General features: G+C 33.7%; 22 protein-coding genes and 1 pseudogene. 15 read left to right on the top strand and 8 right to left on the bottom strand.

Annotated features, from left to right (window positions below):
- Positions 1-277: 277 nt before the first annotated feature.
- From COL05_RS00465 to COL05_RS00455, 3 genes are all read left to right on the top strand, one after another.
- Positions 278-1951, top strand: coding sequence for a ribonuclease J (locus tag COL05_RS00465; protein ID WP_098667204.1), 1674 nt, complete (start codon positions 278-280; stop codon positions 1949-1951).
- Positions 1952-2047: 96 nt separating this feature from the next.
- Entirely contained in the window at positions 2048-2878 is an 831-nt protein-coding gene (locus COL05_RS00460) for a MerR family transcriptional regulator (RefSeq protein ID WP_098667203.1), read from the top strand.
- Positions 2879-3024: 146 nt separating this feature from the next.
- Positions 3025-4380, top strand: coding sequence for an MATE family efflux transporter (locus COL05_RS00455; RefSeq protein WP_098667202.1), 1356 nt, complete (start codon positions 3025-3027; stop codon positions 4378-4380).
- 35 nt (positions 4381-4415) lie between these two features.
- Here COL05_RS00455 and COL05_RS00450 read toward each other — a convergent pair whose 3' ends face one another.
- Complete coding sequence (locus COL05_RS00450; RefSeq protein ID WP_098667201.1) at positions 4416-5081, bottom strand: DUF421 domain-containing protein; 666 nt, start codon at positions 5079-5081, stop codon at positions 4416-4418.
- 187 nt (positions 5082-5268) lie between these two features.
- Between COL05_RS00450 and COL05_RS00445 the strand changes: the two genes are divergently transcribed.
- From COL05_RS00445 to COL05_RS00430, 4 genes and pseudogenes are all read left to right on the top strand, one after another.
- The gene (locus tag COL05_RS00445; protein ID WP_306475304.1) at positions 5269-5820 is read left to right on the top strand and encodes a YdcF family protein; all 552 of its coding nucleotides are present in this window, start codon (positions 5269-5271) and stop codon (positions 5818-5820) included.
- Positions 5821-5967: 147 nt separating this feature from the next.
- Positions 5968-6285 carry a magnetosome magnetite crystal formation protein family gene (locus COL05_RS00440; RefSeq protein WP_098667200.1) on the top strand — a complete coding sequence of 106 codons (318 nt, stop codon included), beginning with the start codon at positions 5968-5970 and terminating at the stop codon, positions 6283-6285.
- 234 nt (positions 6286-6519) lie between these two features.
- Positions 6520-7254, top strand: coding sequence for an oxygen-insensitive NADPH nitroreductase (nfsA, locus tag COL05_RS00435; RefSeq protein WP_098667199.1), 735 nt, complete (start codon positions 6520-6522; stop codon positions 7252-7254).
- A gap of 16 nt (positions 7255-7270) precedes the next feature.
- Positions 7271-7393 (top strand): annotated as a pseudogene (locus COL05_RS00430) (glutamine amidotransferase); the annotation flags it as partial.
- 94 nt (positions 7394-7487) lie between these two features.
- On the opposite strand, the gene COL05_RS00425 reads toward COL05_RS00430, so the two are convergent.
- The 6 genes from COL05_RS00425 to COL05_RS30820 all read right to left on the bottom strand — a co-directional run bounded on the left by COL05_RS00425 (position 7488) and on the right by COL05_RS30820 (position 12123).
- A complete protein-coding gene (locus tag COL05_RS00425; protein WP_098667198.1) occupies positions 7488-8213 on the bottom strand; it encodes a sulfite exporter TauE/SafE family protein in 726 nt (241 codons plus the stop codon).
- 125 nt (positions 8214-8338) lie between these two features.
- Positions 8339-9559: an MFS transporter gene (locus COL05_RS00420; RefSeq protein ID WP_098667197.1), complete on the bottom strand. Its 1221-nt coding sequence runs from the start codon at positions 9557-9559 to the stop codon at positions 8339-8341.
- A gap of 19 nt (positions 9560-9578) precedes the next feature.
- Positions 9579-10028, bottom strand: a complete 450-nt coding sequence (locus tag COL05_RS00415) for an ArsR/SmtB family transcription factor (RefSeq protein WP_098667196.1) — start codon at positions 10026-10028, stop codon at positions 9579-9581.
- Positions 10029-10156: 128 nt separating this feature from the next.
- A complete protein-coding gene (locus COL05_RS00410) occupies positions 10157-11371 on the bottom strand; it encodes an MFS transporter (RefSeq protein ID WP_098667195.1) in 1215 nt (404 codons plus the stop codon).
- Between the two features lie 7 nt (positions 11372-11378).
- Positions 11379-11837 (bottom strand): VOC family protein, encoded by a 459-nt coding sequence (locus COL05_RS00405; RefSeq protein WP_098667194.1) that lies wholly within the window; start codon positions 11835-11837, stop codon positions 11379-11381.
- Positions 11838-12003: 166 nt separating this feature from the next.
- Entirely contained in the window at positions 12004-12123 is a 120-nt protein-coding gene (locus COL05_RS30820; RefSeq protein ID WP_000120179.1) for a YjcZ family sporulation protein, read from the bottom strand.
- A gap of 239 nt (positions 12124-12362) precedes the next feature.
- Here COL05_RS30820 and COL05_RS00395 point away from each other — a divergent pair, with 239 nt between their 5' ends.
- Together COL05_RS00395 and hfq are read left to right on the top strand one after the other, a co-directional pair.
- On the top strand, positions 12363-12581 hold the full coding sequence (locus COL05_RS00395) for an aspartyl-phosphate phosphatase Spo0E family protein (protein WP_002080856.1): 219 nt from the start codon (positions 12363-12365) through the stop codon (positions 12579-12581).
- Between the two features lie 54 nt (positions 12582-12635).
- Entirely contained in the window at positions 12636-12824 is a 189-nt protein-coding gene (hfq, locus tag COL05_RS00390; protein WP_000400653.1) for an RNA chaperone Hfq, read from the top strand.
- Between the two features lie 27 nt (positions 12825-12851).
- Here the strand turns inward: hfq and COL05_RS00385 are convergent, their stop codons facing one another.
- The gene (locus tag COL05_RS00385; protein ID WP_000400754.1) at positions 12852-13454 is read right to left on the bottom strand and encodes an HD domain-containing protein; all 603 of its coding nucleotides are present in this window, start codon (positions 13452-13454) and stop codon (positions 12852-12854) included.
- Positions 13455-13625: 171 nt separating this feature from the next.
- Between COL05_RS00385 and COL05_RS00380 the strand changes: the two genes are divergently transcribed.
- The 6 genes from COL05_RS00380 to COL05_RS00355 all read left to right on the top strand — a co-directional run bounded on the left by COL05_RS00380 (position 13626) and on the right by COL05_RS00355 (position 21015).
- The gene (locus tag COL05_RS00380) at positions 13626-14459 is read left to right on the top strand and encodes a flagellar motor protein MotP (RefSeq protein ID WP_000502147.1); all 834 of its coding nucleotides are present in this window, start codon (positions 13626-13628) and stop codon (positions 14457-14459) included.
- A gap of 22 nt (positions 14460-14481) precedes the next feature.
- Positions 14482-15159, top strand: a complete 678-nt coding sequence (locus COL05_RS00375) for an OmpA family protein (protein ID WP_098667193.1) — start codon at positions 14482-14484, stop codon at positions 15157-15159.
- A 149-nt stretch (positions 15160-15308) separates the two neighbouring features.
- Positions 15309-15677: a response regulator gene (locus COL05_RS00370; protein ID WP_000940575.1), complete on the top strand. Its 369-nt coding sequence runs from the start codon at positions 15309-15311 to the stop codon at positions 15675-15677.
- A gap of 129 nt (positions 15678-15806) precedes the next feature.
- Positions 15807-17810 (top strand): chemotaxis protein CheA, encoded by a 2004-nt coding sequence (locus COL05_RS00365; RefSeq protein ID WP_098667192.1) that lies wholly within the window; start codon positions 15807-15809, stop codon positions 17808-17810.
- Positions 17811-17983: 173 nt separating this feature from the next.
- Positions 17984-19627 carry a flagellar motor switch protein gene (locus COL05_RS00360; protein WP_001115025.1) on the top strand — a complete coding sequence of 548 codons (1644 nt, stop codon included), beginning with the start codon at positions 17984-17986 and terminating at the stop codon, positions 19625-19627.
- Positions 19628-19656: 29 nt separating this feature from the next.
- A complete protein-coding gene (locus COL05_RS00355) occupies positions 19657-21015 on the top strand; it encodes an Ig-like domain-containing protein (RefSeq protein WP_098667191.1) in 1359 nt (452 codons plus the stop codon).
- The last annotated feature ends 4 nt before the right edge of the window (positions 21016-21019 follow it).

Raw genomic sequence — 21019 nt, 5'->3', positions numbered from 1 at the left:
AATGAAAATATGTAAAACCCATTAAATAAAGGGTCTGATTACAAGTTCTTTTGAACTCGTAATTTGAACCTGTAATTAATATATAATAGATTTTATAAAAAATCAATGAAAAAATGGGAGCTTTTTTAGAGAGAGGCTGTGTTATTAGGGATATACATATAAGAATAGTGTGTGAATTTTTATATGTATGAAATAGTATGAAGTCCTTTTTCATTACAAATAATAAAGCCTAAATACGATTTCACGAATTATAAATGTGAAAGGGAGGTTTTATCATTTGAAGTCATTAAAAAACAACTTGTCTATCGTTGCTTTAGGTGGAGTAAATGAAATAGGAAAAAATATGTACGCTATTCAATATGAAAATGATATTGTCGTTATTGATTGTGGATCTAAATTTCCAGATGAAAGTTTATTAGGAATTGATTTAATAATTCCAGACATCACATACTTACAAGAAAATAAAGAAAAAATTCGCGGGTTAGTCGTCACGCATGGGCATGAGGACCATATTGGCGGAATACCATATTTTTTAAAACAACTAAACGTACCAATCTATGCGACGAAGTTAACGTTAGGTTTAATTGAAATTAAATTAAAAGAGCATAATCTTCAAAATGATACAGAATTAATCGTCATTCACGCAGAATCAGAAATTGATCTCGGTTCTATTAAGACGATATTTTTTAAAACGAATCATAGTATTCCAGATTGCCTCGGTATTGTGTTTCATACTCGAGAAGGTAATGTAGTACATACCGGAGATTTTAAATTTGATTTAACACCAGTAAATAACCAACATCCTGATATTCATAAAATGGCTAAAATAGGTAGTGAAGGTGTACTAGCTTTACTATCTGAAAGTACAAATGCAGAACGACCAGGTTTTACTCCATCAGAGAGATCGGTAGGAGAACGGATAGAGGAAATATTTATGAAAGCAAATAGAAAAGTAATTATTTCTACATTTGCTTCTAATGTGAATCGTGTTCAGCAAATAGTTGAAGCTTGCATAAAAACAAATCGAAAATTAGCTTTGCTCGGGAGAAGTATGGTAAATGTAGTAGAAGTTGCTCTAGAGAAAGGATATTTACATATTCCAGACGGCATGTTAATTGAAGCGAGTGAGGTAAATCGTTTAGATCCAAAGCAGGTAGCGATACTTTGTACAGGAAGTCAAGGAGAACCGATGGCAGCTTTAGCGCGTTTAGCGAGTGGAAACTATAGACAAGTTGATGTTTTACCAGAAGACACGGTTATTATAGCCGCGACTCCGATTCCAGGAAATGAACGTAACGTTTCAAGAATTATAGATAATTTATTTGCTTTAGGAGCAAAAGTAATATATGGATCAGGTAGTTCTACTGGAGTCCATGTATCTGGTCATGCGTATCAAGAAGAATTGAAATTAATGCTCACTTTAATGAAACCTAAATATTTTATCCCAATTCATGGGGAGTTTAGAATGCTACATCACCATAGTTTGTTAGCAGAATCAATTGGTGTCGAAAAAGAAAATATCTTTATCGTTCGTAATGGAGATGTTGTAGATATTAGTAATGAAGTGGCCGTTCAATCTAGAAAAATACAGGCTGGAAATATATATGTAGATGGATTAGGAATTGGTGATGTTGGAAATGCCTTATTACGTGATCGAAAACAACTTTCAGAAGATGGAATGCTCGTAATAGTTATTACCTTTAATAAAGTGGATGGAGAAATTATTTCCGGTCCTGATATTATCTCTCGTGGATTTGTCTATGTTCGTGATTCAGAAGAGTTTTTGAAGGAATTAAATAAATTAGCTGTTATTACAATTAATAATTTGAAGAAAGAGAATGTGAATAGCTGGGGTATTTTGAAAAGAGAAGTAAGAGAGGCTTTAGGGAAGTTTATATATACTAATACGAAAAGAAAACCGATGATCCTTCCTATAATAATAGAGGTTTAAGAGTTAATAAAAAGAATTCTCGTAGGGGAATTCTTTTTTGTTTTGAAGACAGAATGAACATATAATGAAATAAATAGAAATGGAAGGAAATAAAAGATGTTATTAAATAAACGCTTTACAATTGGAGAAATGGCAAAAATGCATAATATAGCGGAATCTACTTTACGCTATTATGATGAGAAGGGGATTTTTCATCCGTCTACTGTCGACCCGCAAACAAATTATCGCTATTACACAATCGATCAATTTTCACTATTAGATACGATTAAGTTTTTACGCCAATTAAACATTCCATTAAAGGAAATTAAAAAATATATTGATGAAAGAAATCCAGCATATGCACTCAATTTACTGGAAAAACAACAAGAGATGATGTTGAAAAAACACAGAGAAATTGAGTATGCTTTGGCGAAAATGGAGCATAGAATTCATTTAATTAAGGAAGCAACAAAAGCAAAAGCTGAACAAATGGTAATAAAAGAGATCCCGCAGCGAAAAATAACAGCTATTGCGGTCGCCCCGAATACGACGGATGATATGTTTGAGTACTACATTCATTCGTTGCAAAAAAATATGAGGCAAATGGATGATAGCTTATTTTCTGGAGATATCGGTGTAACAGTCGCGAAAAAAGGATTAATGCAAAATGAGTTTCAAGCATATAGCAGTGTATTTATTCTTTTGGATTACATGCCTTTTGAAGTACAGAGTTCAGATGAAATTAAAGAAGGTATGTTTGCCTGTGTATATCATCATGGACCATATGAAGAAACGGATGAAACATATAAGAAGCTAATGCAATATATTGATCAAGAAGGATATGAAATAAGTGGAGATGCAATTGAGATTGCATTAATTGATTGGTCTGTAACAGAAAATCCAGAGGAACAAGTAACAGAAATTCAAATTCCTATCATGAAAAAATAAAGCAATTAGTTGTAGGGATCGTATCATTACAAATTGGCATGAAACACGATAAGTAAGTTACCTATTTTTTAAATTCTCTATTGACCTTCAAGTTACTTTAAGGTTTAAACTGAGAAAAGAGAGTTGAAAAAAAGGAGCAAAATAGTATGGAAGCAACAGAAAAGTTAAGAGAAAAACCGATAAAGAGCTTATTTATTTCGTATTTAATACCAGCCGTTCTAGGAATGGTATTAATGTCAGTTAATATTGTAATTGATGCGGTTATGATTAGTAGGGGAGTTGGAGCAAACGGATTAGCAGGAGTAAACGTGGCTATTCCAGCGTTTTCAATTTTCTTTTCAATTTCGTTATGGATTGGAATGGGCGGGGCAACGTTATATTCCATTGCATTAGGTGAAAATAAAATAGAAAGAGCAAGGTCTATTTTTACTCAATCCATGACAGTAGCAGTAATTATCGTAGGTGTATTAGCAGCGATTTGCTTATGGAGAATAGAAGATTTAGCATATTTATTCGGAGCAAACGAAGTAATTTTACCGTATGCGTTAGACTATTTACACGTATTATTAACATTTGGAATGATATACGTTTTAGAAAATATTTTAAGTACATTTATTCGAAATGATGGAAATCCTAATTTAGCAATGGCAGGTTTAGTTGTAACGGCTGTATTAAATATAGTGTTTGACTATATCTTTATTTTCATCTTTGGATGGGGCGTAACTGGTGCTGCTTCAGCGACTATTCTTTCGGCAGCGATTGGTTTCCTTGTATTATTAACTCACTTCTTTAGAAAAAGTAGTATTTTAAAATGGACGAAATTCCATTTTGAGTGGGATACAGTGAAACAAATTATGATTATAGGTTTTCCAAGTTTTACAGCTGAAAGTACGGTTGCAATTGTAACAATCGGTTTTAATATTGCGTTCGTTCAATATGCAGGGGAAGTAGGGGTTGCGTCCTATGCGATGGTAAATAGTATCCATGCGATGACATTACTACTATTCTTCGGCGTTGGAGCAGCGTTACAACCAATTGCTAGTTTCCACTACGGTGCCAATTTATCAGAAAGATTGCGCGAAGGATTGCAGTTCGCTGTGAAAATTGCAGTTGTACTTGGAGGAGTGGCAATAATTGTCGGATTATTCTTCGGGAAATATATTATTGGTTTATTTGATGTTCAATCTCCAGAGTTATTGGAATTAACATTAACGGGTATGAGCTTGTTCTTTATCCAATATGTATTTTTAGGCTATAACATTGTGTATGGAGAGTACTTCCAATCAGTGCGACAAACGACGAAATCAGTACTTATTATAATGAGCCGAGGGTTGCTATTCATTATTCCATTATTATGGATTATGCCGAAATTATTTGGGATAAACGGAATTTGGCTCGTTATGCCAGTAGCGGAAGTATTGACAGCGATTATCGTATTTACGATGAATCGTATGAAACACCCTGTTCCATTAAATATGGCGGGAAAGAAAGAAGCGATATAATGAAGAAAATCCCCTTAAGAAATGAAGGGGATTTTCTATTTTTTTAAACTAATAGCAAAAGATCCATCTGTTTCTTGAACAGACGCGAAAGCAACGTTTTTAATATTTGTAATTCCTTTTTCTTTTAACTCTTTATATAACCACTTTTTGTCCTTATGAATTAGCTTTAAGTTATCGTATTGAATTTGTGAATCAACGATAAGGGCAATTGGTAATCCGGCATATGTAACATCTATGTTCAAATCTTTCGGAGTTAATGGTACAAGTTCACGCTTTGGTAAAATACTAATGGCGCCATTCGCTTCTAAAATAGCATATTCAATTTCGTGAACACTTGGATATCCTGCGACGCGAAGGTTAGAAAGAAGTTCAGCGATTGGATATCTACTTTTTTGTAAGTTTTCAAAAATAATGTCACCATGTTTAATTAAAATAATCGGGTGCCCAAGAATAAAACGATTCAGTTTGTTTAGTAAGCTTAATTTTGTAAGAAGCAAATGCAAACATGTAATAACGATCATACCGAGAAAAGCTTGTAAAGCACCTGAGACTGGTATAGCCTGAAAAGCTAAATAAGATAAAAAGATAATAGCACCAAAATCATGAGGCGTTAGTTGTGCTAAAGCTGATTTACCGAGTAACTTGAGTGATAGTAAAAATAAGATGAAAAAGAACGATACGTTACATAAAAAGAGAAGCAATAGAGACACTCCTTCGTGCAAAGTTGTACTTACTGTTCCCGAAAGAAATATAAATATTACATTCCAGAGGATAAATTAGGATGAGTTGGAATTTGTCTGTATACAAACAAATAAATGGATATTATCATGAAAGAAGCAAAGAACATAGGAGTATATGGAGATGAAAAAGAAGAAAATAATGAAGTATATGATGGGCATTATAATGGTTTGCGCCGTTTATGTGGGATTTTTACAATATAACATTTATAAGCATGGGCAAATGAATGCGACCTATGATGCGGATTATATAATTGTATTAGGATCGAAAGTAAACGGAACGAAACCATCGTACTCATTGCAATATCGTATTGATAAAGCAGCTGACTATTTACAATCACATGAGAAAACAATTGCTATTGTGTCTGGAGGGAAAGGAAAAGGAGAAGATATTTCAGAAGCATTAGCAATGAAACATGGATTAATGAAACTAAAAATTGCAGAAGACCGCATTATAATGGAAGATAAGTCAACGAGTACAGATGAAAATATTAAATTCTCAAAACCTTTAATTCCGGACAATATGAAAAAGGGCATGATCGTAACAAATGACTTCCATATGTTTAGAGCGAAAAAAATAGCAGCAAAGCAAGGTTTACAATTAGAAGGTCTTCCGGCCGAAACGCCGAAGCGAATTGTCATTCCATCGAATATAAGAGAGTATTTAGCTATTACGCAATATTGGTTTATGAATCGAATATAGAGAAAATAATCCCGCCTCGAAATCTAAGCGGGATTATTTTTGATGGAAATCTTACAAATATGTCATGTTCATGAAAGGTAAAGCGATAGTTTCTTCAACGGATTCCTGACATAATGAAGATAACAAAACTATTTAGAGGTGAATCGGATGAAAGGAAATAATATATTATCTTCCCTATGTTACTTTAGTATCTTTTTTGCACCATTTTTACTACCAATTATCGTGTACTTCGTTGCGGAGGATGAAGTGAAATATCACGCGAAAAAAGCATTTTGGTCACATATTTTCCCGTATGCGATTTTAGTTAGTGGATTAGCAGTATCGGGCATATATGGTTTAAGCTTCAATCAATCTGATGGTGCTGGAATTGGCATGATGATCACATATGCGGTGTTCATTCTTGTGGGGATTTATTACTTCATTTGGAATATCGTAAAAGGTATTAAAGTTCTGAAAACAGCGTAATAAGATAAGGGCATAATTTGATGTGAGCTTGTCTTTATTTGTCGGTAAGTCGATATCCCTTGTCGAATCGTCGATATAGTGCAAGGAATCGTTGATATAATTTCATTTATCGTAATAATATATATGTTAAAAAGAGCAATTCAAAAAAGAATTGCTCTTTTTGTGCTTATAAGTTGTGAATATTGGAAAAGATATGTTAATTTTTCATTATGAAGAGAAAAAGGAGTGTTTTTCATGAATGAAATCATACATAAAATGGAGCAACACGTTTCAGTTCGTAAATATAAAGAAGAATCAATTCCGAAAGATGTAGTGGAAAGAATGGTGCAAGCTGCGCAGCATGCCGCTTCCTCGCATTTTGTACAAGCGTATTCTGTTATATATGTAACCGATCAAGACTTAAAGGCTAAACTAGCAGAGTTATCCGGAAATCGTCACGTGAAGGACTGCGCAGCATTCTTTGTTTGTTGTGCAGATTTAAAACGTCTTGAAATGGCATGTGAAAAACATGGTACAGAAATAAAGCATGAAGGAGTAGAAGACTTTATCGTTGCGACGGTAGATGCTTCACTTTTCGCGCAAAACTTAGCGCTAGCAGCAGAATCGTTAGGATACGGTATTTGTTATATTGGTGGTATTCGCAATAATCCGAGGGAAGTAAGTGAATTGCTTCATTTACCTGATAAAGTATATCCTGTATTCGGAATGACAGTTGGTGTACCAGATGAAGATCACGGAGTGAAACCACGTTTACCAGTAGCGGCAATCCTTCATGAAAATGGGTATGATGAAAAGAAATATGATGAATTATTAAACGAATACGATGAAACGATGAGCTCGTATTACAAAGAAAGATCATCAAACAAGAAAAACGTAACATGGACGGAATCAATGAGTTCGTTTATGTCTAAAGAAAAAAGAATGCATATGAAAGAGTTTTTAAGTGAAAAAGGACTTAATAAGAAATGAGTAAAAAGGCAGACCTGCGTACGTTGAATTTGCTGCTGAAATAATGAAGCAGCTCAATTTATTTAATGAAGCTGAAGCGAAAGAGAACTTGCAATATTTTAAAAATGTAACAGAGCTGTGTGATGAAACGTTAGTTTAAGTGAATATAAAAAGCGGCTTAATAGCCGCTTTTTATCGTTTAAATCTAAGAGTTTTTGTACAATTTAAAGCATCTATTGTCTTGAAAAGTTTACTTATAACAAATGCAAACTTTCAATAAGAAGATACATACCCGTACAACTCAAAAGGATGTACGTAAATATTTTAAAAATGCGTTGATTAAGCCATTTGAAAATAATTTGACCTATATACAAACCTAGAAATACGATTGGAATAGCATAAAAACTTGATTCCCAAATTGTTTTGTTTGTGCCAGTAAAGAGTATTTGAGTTAGTAGGCTAATGAAATATATAAATAGATAAAAAGCCAATGTAGTTGCTCGTAACTTCTCCTTTTTCGTATCAGTTCCTGTAAAATAAAGTAACAGGGGAGGTCCTGGCATACCGATACTTGTCGTTAAAAGACCAGATAATCCGCCAACTATGAAATCTCTAGATTTTGTTGATTGAATCTTAAAGTTGCATATTAGCATCAACGTTAATAGTAAGAGAAGGATGCTAATTGCTAATTTAAACGTGTTGATGTTAATGGAAGTGAAAATGATAATACCAAAAGGAACACCAATTATACTTCCAAAAATTAATCTTTTCAGTAGAATAAAATCAATGTCTGTTCTTATTTTCCAGATGAGTGATATGGAAATAATTAATGATAAAATGATATTTATTTGTATAGCTTCTTGTGGTAGAAATAGCATGAGTAAGAAAGGTGTTGCCATAATAGAAAAGCCAAAACCTGTACTTGTTTGTAAAATAGAAGCTACTAATATAATACATATGAAAGTGAATATAATCTCCAAAATAGCCCTCCACATATAATTAGGTCCAATACATATTTTAACATAAAGTGATACTTTAATCAGTGGGGCTTGCTGCTCTTTAATACGGGAAAAAAGCGGCAAAATAGCCGCTTTTTATGTTGCAATTAATATTCCAATGATGATTCTGTCGCTTTAAAATATTTTTCTCGTGAAGGCGCCATTACCCGGATTGCTAATAAACAAGAAAGGAAAAGAATGAGTAATGAGCTACTGATTACAGTGATTTGAACGGAAATAAATTGAGCCGATGCCCCAATTGCTAAAATGAAAAAGACTTGGATAAAACTTTTTATGGAATCAAACACGCTATCAATACGTCCTATCATATGTACAGGGATGTTATTTTGATAAAATGTTATAAAGCCAGTACCAGCAAATGATGAAGAAATGCCAAGTAAAATGAAACCGCTCGCTGCGACTATAAATGAATTTGAAAAGGCGAAAATTACATAACCTATTGCTGTGAAAATTGTCCCTAATCCGATACCATATTGAATTGGTAATCGTTTGGCAAAGAGAGAGACAAGAAATGAACCGGAAACATAAGCAGCTCCAGTTATACTAACAAGCATACTGTATTCTATATCGGATAAAAACAGTACTTGATTTGTGAAAACAACTTCTTGTGAATCGAGTGCCATAGCGACAAGCATAGTCGCTTGAAATAAAACGAATATGAGAATAATGTAAGTTTCTGTTCGAGCAAATGAAAAAACTTGTTTCCAATCATTTCGTAATGTTTGTACGAAAGTATTTGCAACTTCTTCGTTTTGCTTTGTTTGTAATGTAATGTTTGGCAAGAAGTAAATGAGAATGGTAGAAAGTAGAAAGGAAAGTGAGTTGCAGTAAATAACAAAGGCTGCTGAGTACGTGGTGAGAAGTATTCCAGCAAGAGCTGGACCGATAATAAAAGCTCCGCTTGTACAAAAGCTACTCCAAGCGTTGAATTGCGCGCGTTCTTCAGCACGTATGAGCATTGTTTTATAAGAAAATGAAGCTGGATCGAAAAATGATGTAGCAATGCGAGTCAAAAAGATAAAAATGTAAATGGCCCAAATAGAATCAAATAGTGGTATACAGCCAATGAGAGCTGCCCGAATGATATCTGTGATAAGCATAATGGACCGTTTGTTTAATCGATCTACTATGCTACCAGACCATATTTTCGTAAATACGGTGGCAATTGGACCTACAATCCATAATCCTGCTACAGCAGCAGGGGAGTTTGTGCTATTTAACACCATTAAGTTTAGGGCGATAAGATACATAAAATCACCTAAACGAGAAATTCCTGTTCCGGCCAATAATAATAATTTATTTTTCATGAGTAGCTGGACCTTTCTTTCATTGTTTTTTAATTCTGCAGGAAATAGCGTATTCCTCTTCGGAGTTTGATTGACGAGCGGTTTTGTTTTCCCAGCGTAATAAAACTTGTGTAACCTCCCAAGTAAGCTGTTGTAATTCCTCTGGAGTTAAAAATAAATGAGATACAATATGACTGCCTGTATTCGTTCCTTCTGTGCTGCTTTCTTCAATATAGAAATGAGCAGATTTTACCTTGTAATATTTTTCAATAATTCCTCGTTTTTCTTTCGTGTCTACTAATTCAAGTAACCCTCCATCGTATAAAATTTGAACGTGATAATGTACGCTACCAGTAGATTTGTTTAGTTTAGTAGCTACTTGCTTTGCAGTGAGTGCTTCGTCTTTTAAAAGGTGAAGAATTTGAATGCGAGTTGCATTGGAAATAAGCTTCTGTTGCTCAGCTGAAATAGTAAGTCTATCTTCAAACATTATGACATCTCCTTTCTTATAATCTAAATTTATTGTACATTTTAAAAAATTAGAACATAAGGAAAATAAATCGCCTTTTTCCTCTGTATTTCGACATAAATAAAAATAGCATCTACATAAACATGCTATTAAGTGACAGTAGATTCTTCATTCAGTTTCCCGCGATAAAACAGGTAAAGCCATATAAAACTAACAAAAATACAGCATATAGCTAGTAAGGTACCAATAACTTGTGGAGAAAGAATTTCTAAAAGCGCTCCTGTAAAAAACATGGATAACTGAATAAGAGATCCGTAAATGGAATAATGGAATGAAAAAATTTTACCCATCATATCGTCCTTCGTGTAAGTTTGAAGTAATGTCGTATCAAGTGGAACGATGATTCCTCCTGCTATGCGCATACAGAGCAATGTAATGATACCAATTATAAGTTGATTAGACAAAATAAATCCGAGAAAGAAAATGCCTTGTAGGAAATAGGCCCAACCAAATGCTTGTTTCATTTTTTCTTTATTATGAGACATATAAAGAGTAATGAAGAGGCTTCCAATCATAAGTCCAGCCCCTTGAACCGTATATAAAATTCCTATATTCGTGTGGAAAATTCTTTCGGCATAGATCGTTAGAAGTAGCTGATAAGCGCCGCCAATCATGCCCCATGAAATGCCGACAAGAATTAACGTTAAAATAATTTTTGTTTGTAATATGTATGTATAACCATCTTTTATATCAGTAAAAAATGCTTTCTTTTCGTTACGAGTATCATGAGTAGGGACGCTCATATTATAAATAAAATAGGCTGAAACAAAGTAGGAAAGGCTATTTACTAAAAAAGCGAATTCAATATGTAAAGACTGTGCAATTATTCCGCCTAAAGAAGCTCCCATAATAGACATAAAACCATTCATTGTACTAGAAAGAGAGTTAGCAGTGACGAAATGATTTTGGTGTATGATGTTTTTTAAGGTTGCTTGTTTAGCCGGCTCAAATAAGCAAGAAAGTACAGATAAACATATATTGGTAATAAAAATGATTTCAATTTTATAGCTTGCGAGTGTGTATGTAAGGACTAGAATTCCCCGTGTAATATCGGTAAAAATCATAATATTCTTTTTAGAAAAACGATCTACAATTCCGCCTATGAATGGACTAAGAAGAAGCTGTGGTAAACCTTTACTTATAAAAGTAAGTGCGATCATAAACGGTGATTTCGTAATGCTATAGACGAATGTTAATAAAGCTACTGTATGAAACCAATCTCCAAGTACACTTAATGTTTGTCCGTAAAATAGTTTATTGAAGTTTTTATTTGTTTTAAGAAGTGCGGAATAAGAAACTGACATAAAAAGCTCAACCCTTATGTAATGATGATGCTTGAATTTGTTTTTTCCATTCACTTAAATACACTTTCTTTTCTGAAGGAAGTCCAACAGGTAATTGTGCAATCAATTCTAAACTATTTCCATCAGGATCGTTAAAGTATACAGCGGCATGTGCTAATTCAGGAAAAACAATTGGTTCCATTCCAAAGTCTTTTCGTGCTGAAATTCCTTTTTGATTTAGCCAATGAATCGCATTTTCTAAATCATGTAAACTTACTTGAAAGGCGATGTGTCGTAAAGAGGGATGATAATTCACTTTGTATTCTGTGCCTTCCCAAAGACCCAGCCAGCTTTCATTTTCTTTAATCCAAAAGAAAGCAATATCATTTCCTCTTTTATATAATTTTAGTCCAAGTGATTCATAAAAAGATATTGATACTTCTAAGTTACGTACAGGTAAATGAGCTTCGTAAAGGCCTTTAATCATTGTAATCCTCCTAAGTAAAAATGCTTCTTATTTCATAGTAAACATTTTTTTATGAGTTGAAATCAGAAAAAAGAGGGACATAATTTCATACGAAAGTATGAAAAAACAGCTCAAATATGAGCTGTTTTCTTATAGTTTTTCGTTCATTTGTTAAGGATAGGATATATTAGTATCCGTATCCGCCGCCACCCCAACAGCTACATCCGATGATGATTAGAAGGATGAATAGTACGATAAGCAAAGCAAATCCACCGCCGAAACCAGCGCAACTTCCACCATAACTCATATGTGTTCCTCCTTTTGAGTAAGTTAATCTATATAATTCATGGACTACTATATACAGTATGTTTTTTGTATAGAAAAGGAGCCAGTCTCTTTTGTAATTAGACAAACGCCTGTATGGTCATTCTAATTGTATATAGAGCTACGGATATGGGGATGAATCGTTATATATTTTGCGATTTGTTCATAAAAAAATATATAAATTGTAAAAAAAACCATTTTTATATTTTTTTATGAGAGAATTTGTACTATAATTTTACAAGTAATATTATGGGAAAAGGGAGTTTTAGTGAAGAGATGGAGATGGGACAATTAAAAAATAAAATAGAAAACAAAAAGAAAGAGCTAATTCAACTTGTTGCTAGACATGGATTGGATCATGATAAAGTTTTGTTATTTAGCCGAGATTTAGATATACTTATTAATAAGTTTATGAATGTAAAAGATAAAGTACATAAATAAAGAATTTGTAGTTTTTTATATTAAGATATTCAACGAAAAAGGAGAGAGATGTATTTGGAACATTTACAAGACGAGCTATATAAACAAATAAAAGAAGAAAAAGGTATTGTTACAATTTTTTTAAAGAGTGGCGTTAGAATAGTAGGAGAAATTGTTGCAATAGACAAATTTACCGTTTTAATGTTAGTTGATGGAAAACAACAACTTATTTACAAGCAGGCTGTATCAACAATAATGAAATAAGACACTCGTGCTGAGTGTCTTATTTCATTATTGCTTGCAAGCTTCAACGTCAATGCCAGCAGCTAATAATTTATTTTCACCATCTTGCTCAATGATTTTTTGTAATTTAGATAGGAAAGAATCAAAGTTTGTATGCTTTGCTACTTGGAATGTCATTTTATGTTCAATTGGCAGCCACGTATCAATATCAGCTTCGTTATGCTGAATTTTTACCTCAAGCTTATCCAGTGCGTTAGCAACTTTTGCTTCGTACGTTTCTTTCGCTTCAAACTCCATCCATAAATCATATAATTCCTCACCGAGAGAACCTTTTAATGTTCGTTTAATATTTAAAATGGCTTCTTGTTCATTTATTTGTTTTTGTAATTGTAATTCATGACTATTCATTGTATCAAAAGCAGGAATATCACCAGCTTCTGCCTCGACTAGATCGTGAATAATAACCATTTTAAGTAATTTTTCAATATTTACTTTTTGATCTAAATAAGGTTCAACTAAAATGGCCATTAGAGACATGCGCCACGTATGTTCAGCAACGCTTTCTTGACGGCCGTTAGAAAGCCAGCTATGTCGCATTTCATATTTTAGTTTTTCTGCTAGTGCAATGACTTGTAAAATGTTATGTTCCATCGTGATCCTCCTCATATTTCCATACTACAATTCTAATATGGAAATGAAATGTGTCAATTCTATGAGTATATTGCGATAAATAGATGATAAGCGTATAATACTTATTATATGTGAAAACGCATTATTAAAATAAAAAAATGTTTTATAAAAATGAAAAGGAAGGGCAGGAATATGGGAGACGAAAATCAAGTATTTGCTAGACCAGAAAGAAAAAAAAGGAAGTTTGATATTTCTAGCCCAGTGGGCATAATAGTAGGTTTTGCTATTGTAATAGCGGCAATTATGCTTGGCGGCGGTGGAATAAAAGCTTTTAAAAACTTTTTAGATGTTTCATCTATTTTAATTGTTATAGGGGGAACAACAGCGACAATTGTTGTGGCATATCGATTTGGAGAAATAAAAAAATATACGAAAAGTATTTTTACTGTTTTACATAGAAAAGAAGAAGATTTAGAACAGTTAACAGATTTGTTTGTCGATTTTTCAAAAAAGTCTAAAAAACACGGTTTGCTTTCTTTAGAAGTTGATGGAGAGCAAGTAGACAATCCTTTTATTCAAAAAGGAATTCGATTAATGTTAAGCGGTTATGATGAAGAGGAATTAAAAGAAGTGTTAATGAAAGATGTTGAAACGGAAGTGTATGAGTTAAGAAAAGGAGCAGCGTTATTAGATAAAATTGGTGATTTTGCCCCCGCTTGGGGTATGATAGGAACTTTAATTGGTCTTATCATCATGCTTCAAAACTTGCAAGACACATCGCAAATTGGTACAGGGATGGCAGTTGCAATGTTAACGACATTGTATGGATCCGTACTTGCAAATATGATTGCAATCCCTCTTGCTGAAAAAGTGTATCGTGGTATTGAAGATTTATATACAGAGAAGAAGTTTGTTATTGAAGCAATTTCAGAATTGTATCGTGGACAAATTCCATCTAAATTAAAGTTGAAACTCGATACATACGTATACGAAACAAAGATAAAAAAAGTAAAACGAGCAGCCTAATATTGCAAGGAGTGGTATGGTGATGATAAAACGACCGCAAAAGGGATCGCCTCGTTGGATGACGACTTTTACAGATTTAACGATGTTATTATTAACTTTCTTTGTATTACTAGTTGCTACTTCAAAGCAGGATGCAGTAAAATTGTCAAAGATGCTTGAAAAGTTTAGTGATACGGAGCAAGTAGATGCAAAAGTAATGGAAAATACAATACCAGATATTTCACATGAAAAAAATGATGAAAAAATGACTTCGAAAAAAAGAATGGATGAATTATATAAGAAGTTAAAAGTATATGTGGATAATAACAGTATTAGTCAAGTGAATGTATATCGAGAGGATACAGGGGTAAGTGTCGTTATAGTAGATAATTTAATATTCGATACGGGTGATGCGAACGTTAAACCGGAGGCGAAAGAGATAATAAGCCAATTAGTTGGATTTTTCCAATCGGTACCAAATCCCATTGTTGTAGAAGGACATACAGACAGTAGACCGATTCATAACGACAAATTCCCTTCAAACTGGGAATTATCTTCCGCACGAGCGGCAAATATGATTCATCACTTAATTGAAGTGTATAATGTGGATGATAAAAGGCTAGCTGCGGTAGGATATGCAGATACCAAGCCAGTAGTACCAAATGATTCACCGCAAAATTGGGAAAAAAATCGTCGCGTTGTCATTTATATAAAAGAATAGTATATTGTTATTTTGATAATAAATAATAAAAATACGAAAATTCTTTTAAAAAAATATTAAATTTTATCATTTTATTTTGTATAATGAGTGAGAATGATAAGGTTAAATATTAAGATATATTTATACATAGAAGGAGAGAATCAAAAAGAATGGCACATAAAATTTTAGTTGTAGACGATGCGATGTTCATGCGAACAATGATTAAAAACTTATTAAAAAGTAATTCTGAATTTGAAGTAATCGGAGAAGCGGAAAATGGAGTAGAGGCAATTCAAAAGTATAAAGAACTTCAACCTGATATTGTTACATTAGATATTACTATGCCAGAAATGGACGGACTTGAAGCATTAAAAGAAATTATTAAAATTGATGCAAGTGCAAAAGTTGTTATTTGTTCTGCAATGGGACAACAAGGTATGGTATTAGATGCAATTAAGGGTGGAGCAAAAGACTTTATTGTAAAGCCATTCCAAGCAGATCGTGTAATCGAAGCTTTAACAAAAGTAGCAAACAGCTAATATAGAAGGGGTGCCACAAGGAATCTAAACATTGATAGCGGATATGCGTGTGGCCCCCTTTTTTCTTGCTTTAAAACACTAAATTGTTATACATAAATGAAATGTTTGTTAGACAGGTAGGGGATTAAAATGCAAACAGATCTATTAAATATATTTTTTGAGGAATCAGAAGAACATTTACAATCGCTAAATGAAAATGTGCTAACTTTAGAACAAAATCCCACTGATATGGATGTTGTGGGAGAAATATTCCGCTCAGCCCATACGTTTAAAGGTATGTCAGCGAGTATGGAATTTACGGAAATGGCGGATTTAACGCATAAAATGGAAAACGTTTTAGATGAAATTCGTCATGGGAATATAGTTGTAAATGCGGAGATTATTGATGTGATTTTTGAATGCATTGATAATCTAGAGAAGATGGTTGCAGATGTGCAGCAAGGTGGAATGGGCAATATTGATGTAATTGCAACGAAACAGAAATTAGAAGCATTATTGAACGGCAATATAGAAATTCCTACTGAACATATAGAACAAGAAACTATAAATAACGATGATGCAGCTTCACATGAAGTGCATATAACTGTTGAGCAACAAGCTATTTTAAAAGCAGTACGTGCCATTATGTGTATTGAAGCGCTGCAAAATGTAGGTAATGTACAAAGAACAGTTCCAAGTATTGAAGAAATTGAAGCAGATGCTTTCGGGTTTGAGTTCACAGTATTTATGGATACTGATCAAAGTGAAGAAGAATTAAAACAAGTAGTGCTTCATGTTTCTGAAATTGAGAAAGTAGAAGTGAAGCAAGGACATACATCAAAAGAAGTAGTTTCGGAAAAATTGGTTACACAAGAAGTCGTACAAGAAGTTATACAAGCGGCTACGCATGTGGAATCAACTAAAGAAGTATCTAAACAATCTGCTAATGCTACACCAGCTAAAAGCACTGCAAAAACGAAAAATGGTAAAGTAGAAAATCGTTCCATACGTGTTCAATTAGAAAAAATTGAAAGATTAATGAACATGTTTGAAGAAAGTGTAATTGAGCGTGGTCGTATAGATGAATTGGCACAAGCAATTCAAAACAAAGAATTAATTGAGCATTTAAATCGATTAGGCGATATTTCAAAAGATATTCAAAATGTACTTCTAAACATGCGTATGGTGCCGATTGAAACAGTCTTTAATCGTTTCCCGCGTATGGTACGTATGTTAGCGAAAGATTTAGGGAAAAAAATCGATTTACAAATTACAGGTGAAGATACTGAAGTCGATAAGATTGTTATTGATGAAATCGGTGATCCGCTTGTTCATTTAATTCGTAATGCAATTGATCATGGGGTTGAAACTGTTGAACAACGTCGTGATGCAGGTAAAAATGAGACAGGTACGATTAAATTAGAAGCGTTCCATAGTGGAAATCATGTCGTAATTCAAATTACGGATGATGGAAATGGAATTCATAAAGGGAAAGTATTAGAAAAAGCGATTAAAAATGGTGTTGTAACAGAATCTGAGGCAAATAAATTAACAGACCGTGAAATATTTGATTTGATCTTCCAACCAGGATTTAGTACAGCTGAAGTTGTATCAGATCTTTCTGGGCGCGGGGTTGGATTAGATGTAGTGAAACATACAATCCATAGTTTAGGTGGACATTTAATTATTGATTCTGAAGAAGGAAAAGGCAGTACATTCAGAATTGAACTTCCATTAACGTTGTCTATTATACAATCTATGCTTGTTCAAACGAATGATAAACGTTATGCTTTACCTCTTGGTAATATTGTTGAAGCAATTCGAATCAAGAGAGAAGACATCCAATCCATACAAGGAAAAGATGTGTTAAATTACCGTAATCAAATTATTGAAGTGAAGCATTTAAGTACGGTATTTGGTGAGAAAACAGCAGATGAGGCGTTTGCGTCATATGATGGTCAAATGGTTCCTGTGTTAATTGTTCGTAATACACATCGCAGCTATGGACTTATTGTAAACACAATTATCGGTCAAAGAGAAATAGTCTTAAAGTCATTAGGTGACTTCTTTGCAGAGAGTTCTAATTATTTCTCTGGTGCGACAATTCTCGGTGATGGACGAGTGGTCCTCATTTTAAACCCAGAAGGTTTATAATAGGAATGAAGGAAAGCTCCCCACTTGTATACAATTGGGGAGCTTTTTGGTTAATTGTTACTAAGCTGAAAATGGGAATAAATACATATTAACGTTTTATATAATAAGTTTGTTAAAATAAAATGAGAGTTTATATCATTTGATAGAAAAACAGAAATGAGGAGGCAGAGAAAATGCCTGAGCAACACACAAAAGGGGATACGAGCACAATTGTGCTAGAAAAAGAAAATGAGCATTTAACGCCTCAAGAATGCGATATTCTTGGCGAAATTGCAAATATATCATTTGGTTCAGCTTCGACTGTATTATCAACAATCTTAAATAGGCAAGTAAGCATTACTGCTCCTCGCATCGAATTGGTAGATTTATATGATTCAAGCGACGTCGAAGTTCCACACGTTGTACTAAACATTCATTTTACAAAAGGATTAGATATGGAAAACCTTCTTGTCCTTAAGCAAGATGTTGCATTATCCATTGCTGATTTAATGATGATGGGAACAGGTGAAGTGGAGGACGGAAAAGAACTTGGTGAATTAGAGCTAAGTGCTGTACAAGAAGCGATGAATCAAATGATGGGGTTCGCAGCTACATCTATGTCTGAATTCTTCCAAGATACAGTAGATATGTCTCCGCCGACAATTAAAGTTGTAAAGCTATCAGAAGAAATGGAGAAAATCTCGGAAATCGATGGGAATCAAACGATTGTTAAAGTATCGTTTGATTTAAAGATAGATAATCTTGTAAACTCTAAACTTGTGCAAATTGTTTCAGTTGAACATGCGAAACAAATGATAAATAAATTAATGCAATTATCTGGTGGAGTAGAAGAGCAAGACGAGCCAGCAGAAGTAGTGGAAACTGAGATTGTAGAAGAACAAGTTGAAAAAGAACATTTAACGCAAGAAGAGAAAGATGTCCTTGGTGAAATTGCAAATATTTCAATTGGTTCCGCTTCAACAGTATTGTCAACGCTTTTAAATCAGCCAGTTTCAATTAGTACACCGAATGTAGAAGCGATCAATGTTCGTCATTATGATGGAGTACCAGTCCCGTTTGTTATTTTAAATGTTGATTTTGTTGAAGGACTAAAGAATGAGAATGTATTCGTATTTACGAAAGATGTCGCTTTAACAATGGTAGATTTAATGATGATGGGGACAGGGGAAGTTGATTCTGAGAAAGAACTTAGTGAATTAGAACTGAGCGGTATTAAAGAAATCATGAACCAAATGATGGGGCATGCGGCAACAGCGATGTCAGAAATGTTTCAAGAAAAAATGGACATGACACCACCAAATGTTAAATTTGTAACCTTAAAAGAAGAAATGGAATATTTGGGAGAGTCAATGGAAGTGGACGAACTCGTTCAAATTACGTTTAACCTTGAAATTGGCGACCTGCTTCAATCAAAAATGTATCAAATTTTACCGATTACAGAAGCGAAAGAAATGGTAAGAAGACTTCTATATCCAATGGTGGAAGAGGAAGAAGAGATTGTTACGGAAGAAATAGAAGAAGAAAAAGTTGTAGAACCTGTTGTGCAACCTATTGAATTTAAAGAAGTAAAACAAATGGAACCAGTATACATGGACACATCCATTCTACAAAATGTAGAAATGAACGTGAAATTTGTATTTGGAAGCACAGTGAAAACCATTCAAGATATTTTAAGTTTACAAGAGAATGAAGCGGTTGTACTAGATGAAGATATTGACGAACCAATTCGTATTTATGTAAATGATGTATTGGTGGCGTATGGTGAACTTGTAAATGTAGATGGATTTTTCGGAGTAAAAGTGACGAAATCGCTATAAGTCGTTGAAATAGGAGTTTGAGCTAGTAGATGAAAAACGTAAAGTTTTTTCTAATGAGCTGGTTATGCATACATGTGTGCTTGCTCTTCACGCTACAAAGTAAGGCGGAAGAGCAAAATGTGCCAGAACAAAATATAAATGAAGTGAATGTGCAAGAAGAGAATAAGGAAGTTCAAGAACAGCCAGAACAAGTGGAAATGAAGCAAGATAAAGAAGAACAACAAGAAGCAAAAAATGAACAAGAAACCGAAAAGAAGATAGAGACGGATCAAGGGGTTATTACAGTAAATAAGCCGGAATTAAAAGTTGGCGAAGAAGTGCTGGTTATTGTAGAGCCGAAAGAGAAAAATGTTCAAAGTATAAAAGGTATTTTGCGCTTGCCAAAAAACGGCGATCAGTATGAACAAGAAAGAATGCTATCGTTTAAGTATGAAGAGGAAACGAAGCGATGGATTGCTAACTACAAGGTTGAGACTTTTGATTTGCAAGGTGATTGGAACCTTCAGCTCATTCAAAATTACAAAGAAAATGAGAAAGAAGAGCTCTTAGAAAATGAAGTGAAAGTCCCTTTTATTCGTATAAATAATGAAATGCCAACAATGGATAAAGAGATGCCGAAGTTGCATAAGGTTACGATTGACGAGGTGAAGGAGAACGTACTCGAACGAAAACAAGGCGATTCTATACGTGTAAGAGTGAAGGCGGCAGACATGGAATCGGTTGTGAAAGAAGTTCGTGTTACATTAAAAGGAAAAGAAAATAAAGAGATTACATTTTTGTTAGATTACAATAAGCGCGATATGGATTGGCAAAAGGTATTTGAAATAACGGATGCGTTGCCAAATGGGACATACGAACTATTTGTAGAGGTAGTAGATGCGGCTGGAAATAAATTGATTGAAGCAAGTGAGTATGTCGTTTCTGTTTTGGAGCAAAAAACAGAAGAGGATAAAAAGATAGATGAACGAGAGAATGAAGATAAATTAGAAAATAAATTAGAAGATAAGAAAGAAACTGAGAAGCAGGAAGACTCGAAAGTAGAAATCCCGCTTCAGGAAGAAAAACCACCAGTTGTTCAAATTCCAAAAAAAGAAGAGAAAGTAAACGATCTTATAAAAGAACCATTGAAAGAGAAAGAAAGAATTACTTATGTTATAAAAGAGCCTCTCACAGACAACAAGGAAGTAAATAAAGCGACGACTCAAAAAGATAAAGATAATAAAAATAACAATCAAGACGTTTCTAAAAAGAAAGAGAAAAAAGAAGAGCCAGCAGATCAGAAAGAAGCTAAAAGTGACGAGGGAATACAAGCTTCTAATGTATTTGCTATTATGTCAGGTTTATTCGTATTGTTTTTAGTTTTAAAAAGTAATAAAGAATGGGGCTAATAAT

The sequence above is a fragment of the Bacillus sp. AFS059628 genome (assembly GCF_002571225.1).
In the GTDB taxonomy this organism is placed as follows: Bacteria; Bacillota; Bacilli; order Bacillales; family Bacillaceae_G; genus Bacillus_A.
Note: the sequence above shows the minus strand (reverse complement) of the source record. Positions and strands in the feature narration are given on the sequence as shown.